General features: G+C 50.9%; 1 protein-coding gene. It reads right to left on the reverse strand.

What is annotated here, in order from left to right:
* Window positions 1–129: 129 nt before the first annotated feature.
* On the reverse strand, window positions 130–1,761 hold the full coding sequence (locus FS320_RS41710) for an FAD-dependent oxidoreductase (RefSeq protein WP_152718431.1): 1,632 nt from the start codon (window positions 1,759–1,761) through the stop codon (window positions 130–132).
* Between the last annotated feature and the right edge of the window lie 716 nt (window positions 1,762–2,477).

The following is a 2,477-nucleotide window of genomic DNA, read 5'->3' on the forward strand; positions in this document are numbered from 1 at the left end:
TGCGGATGAAGGGAGTGCATCACGTCCTCCTGCGGTGAGAAGCTCGGCGTCGCAGGCCGTCAAAGCGCCAAGTGTACTCCTCAATGGCGTAACGCACCCGATCCCAACAACGTTCCGCCACCAAACAACCTAGGCTGCCAAACCTGGGCGAACCGGCTCGGAAGCAGAGCGTTCGAGGATTAGGTCGGCGCACCTCAGGGCAAGTTGCATGATTGTTAGCGTTGGATTGACACTCCCAGATATTGGAAAGATCGAGGCGCTCACGACGCGTACGTTAGGTACATCATGACAGGTCATATCAGGCCCCACTACTGACTCAGCCGGATCAAGGCCCATACGTGTTGTCCCCGATGGATGGCACCAATCTTCTGCTTGATCAATGATCAGCATCGATGCGTCTTTCGCCGCCGGCGTCCATTCTATAGGACAGATATTGTCGAACCCGGATCTCCTCCAATACGCACCAATCCTAGCGACTGAGGTTCGGAAGGTTTGCTCATCAGGCTCCATTGGACTCCAGCTTAAGCGAACCATTGGGACACCAAGCCTGTCGCGTTTATCGGACAGCAAAATTCGATTGTTTGGATGCGGCGCCTGCTCAATGCAAATATGGAGTTTATAATCTATGTCGTCTGGAATAAAGAACTGACGTTTCAAGAGACGCCAGAGTACGAACTTCGATAACAATTTATAATTGGCGCCTATCTCGCTGAAGGCTCCCAGGTTTAAATCAAATTTCCTTGCACAAAGGTTATCGTACATATTCTTAACTACTGAAAGCACACGATTCTCAGTTAGGTTAACTGGGATATGTGCGAAGGAGGCGCCGGTGGCAAAGCCAATTCCGGCTATATCTCGATTAAGCTCCAGATGTGGACTTCGGCGGATTGAGTTAAAAAAACGAGGAGCAAACAACATGTTCGTAACAGTTCGGTCTTTTGGACGAAGCCAGCCCACTTGCGCGTCCAAGTGATCCTGAAAGTAACGGCCCAGCACACGACAGCGATGGAACGCCCGCTTCCCAGACGCCTCGTCAAGTAAGAGGAGTAAACGAGTCGTCTCAATGGTTCCGGCGGCAAACACAAACTCGTTTGCGCGAACTATAACTCTATGTCCCTCCAAGCTAGACGCTTGGATGGCTAAGAGGCGCCCTGATGCCTCATCGTAATCCAACCCACATACGGTCGCGCCTAGCCAAATGTCGATATTCTTAGCCTGCTGAAGTTCACTTTTCAGCAAAGCCGTAAGATTGCCTCGCTTGAATGTAGCCCACTTGATCCACCGACAGGTTACGTCAGGGTCTGCGCTAGGAAAGTGACAGCGGCGATCAAGGTCCCCAAGTATATCCTCCTCAAACGAACTATGATCTAGTTTGAAAACTCTCTCGATCTCGGGACGATAAGCCTCAAGTTCACTAGTAGAAAATGGCCATCCAGAAAGTGACGGATGACAAACCGATTCAGCTTCTTGTTGGGACAATGAAATAATACGCCCTCCCCATAGAGAGGATGTTCCCCCAAGGCCTCTGGCTCGGCCAGTTACCGGCCATTTATAGCTGCCATTCAGATCTTCGATTTCGTTCAGTCGTTGAATTTCGGGATCGTAGAAGTCGAGCCCACTTTCGATCAAAGTGACATTCCGTCCTGCTTGTGCGAGGCGCCGCGCAAGGAGTAGCCCAGCCATACCTGCCCCGATGATACAAACTGGAGTTGAAATAGTAGTTCTGTTATCGCCAATCTCGCGGAGGTTATATATGCCCATAGAGGTCTCTGCGTCAGGATTCGGAATCGGCGCTTTTGTCAGTGCAGCATATAGTCATCCTACAGGAATATGCCCCCGAAAGTACAATCAAAAACAAAATGCCTACAGTCCAAGTTTGCCCAAAATTTAGAGCTTCGGAACAGAATGTACGTCTTGTGGCTGTATGTTAGGCTGATTGGCTTCGGCTCTCATGGAGTACTTCGTTTGAAAAGTAATCTCCTCTGATCTGATCTGTTGAAAGTGATGAGCGTGAGTTTAAGTTTCGCGCAGTACTTTCCGCGGTGGTGAATAGGCGGTACGCTCAAGGACGGCTGGCATCGATATTACAATGACGGAAGGTCCCGTGGCGCCATCAGGTGCAAGCGTCTAATCGTGCCGACAATTATCGAGTGGCACAACCAGACGTCGCGATGCGGTATCCTGAATACTTTAAATGCCGCTGGTCCAAGCTTTAGGACACGGTCAGCACTATAGATCAGACGCGATCAGCGCCACCCAGTATGGAGGCTAGCCGTTCTTATGCATGGGAAGGTTGATGAAGGCTGGCGAGTGTAGCTTAAGCACTTGAAGCAGCGTAGGATTTGGTTGTTGAGACTAATCCCTGCCACCAATTGCCCTGTGCCACACTCGCCATGCCGGACGATACACCTGCCACCTTCCCGTTTCCAGCCGTTGGCCGCAAGAAGATCACCGCTGCTTTCGACGGTGGGCGCCTG

The sequence above is a fragment of the Microvirga tunisiensis genome (assembly GCF_009296175.1).
In the GTDB taxonomy this organism is placed as follows: domain Bacteria; phylum Pseudomonadota; class Alphaproteobacteria; order Rhizobiales; family Beijerinckiaceae; genus Microvirga; species Microvirga tunisiensis.

Coding starts and splice junctions, on each gene's coding strand:
- FS320_RS41710 (WP_152718431.1), bottom strand. CDS start 1,761: ATGGGCATATATAACCTCCGCGAGATTGGCGATAACAGAACTACTATT.